Origin of the sequence: Mesorhizobium sp. M7A.F.Ca.US.002.01.1.1 (assembly GCF_004022955.1) — a bacterium.
GTDB classification, from domain to species: domain Bacteria; phylum Pseudomonadota; class Alphaproteobacteria; order Rhizobiales; family Rhizobiaceae; genus Mesorhizobium; species Mesorhizobium ciceri.
The window spans coordinates 1-702 of the sequence record NZ_RZQE01001005.1; the positions used below are offsets into that span (position 1 = coordinate 1).

Below are 702 nucleotides of genomic sequence, written 5' to 3' on the forward strand. Positions count from 1 at the left end.
GTCGATGACGGCGCGTGCGAGAAAGCGGTGCTCACCGCCGCCATCGCGGTAGCGGATGACGAAGGGCGCGTCCTTGCGGCCCTCATTGGCGACCTTGTCGTGCCCCTGACGGGTGATCGCGGTGACCTCGGCGCCGAGCTTCAGATTGGCGGCGATCGCCGGAAGCCGGCCAAGCGGCGCCAGATAGTCGCGCACGATCTCGCCGCCGGTCGGCAGGCCCTGGCTGTCCGGCGCCGTCCAGCCGGAGCGGTCGAGCAGCGCCCGCGCCGCCGCGTCGATGTTGTATTCCCAAGGCGAGAACACCCGCACGTGGCCCCATTCGAGCAGTGCGGCACCAACGCTTTCGCCGCGCTCCAGGATCAGCAGGCGGATGCCGCGCTCGACCAGATGCGCCGCGGCGGCAAGGCCGACCGGGCCGGCGCCAATTACCGCGACGGGAAGGTTTGCCATCATGTCCATAGGTTCGATCCTTCCGGTATGTTCGAATTATACGCGCAGAAAAATCAGGCCAGTGCTTTGCCGACGGCGGGCGCGCAGACAGCATCCGCGCAGCACTCGTCGGCGAGATAGCCGATCAGCGCATTCATGCCGGGATAGTTGGCGCGGCAGATCAGCGTCGTCGCTTGCCGTTCCTGCGTGACAAGCCCGGTATCGACCAGCCGTTTGAGGTGATGCGACAGCGTGGAGGACGGAATGTCGAGC

General features: G+C 66.8%; 2 protein-coding genes. Both read right to left on the reverse strand.

Features of this window, described 5'->3' with window-relative positions; genetic code table 11:
* A partial coding sequence (locus EN932_RS37390; protein WP_164890912.1) for an NAD(P)-binding protein occupies positions 1-459 on the reverse strand: 459 nt, incomplete at its 3' end.
* A gap of 44 nt (positions 460-503) precedes the next feature.
* On the reverse strand, positions 504-702 hold a 199-nt coding region (locus EN932_RS37395; RefSeq protein WP_164890913.1), incomplete at its 5' end, for an ArsR family transcriptional regulator.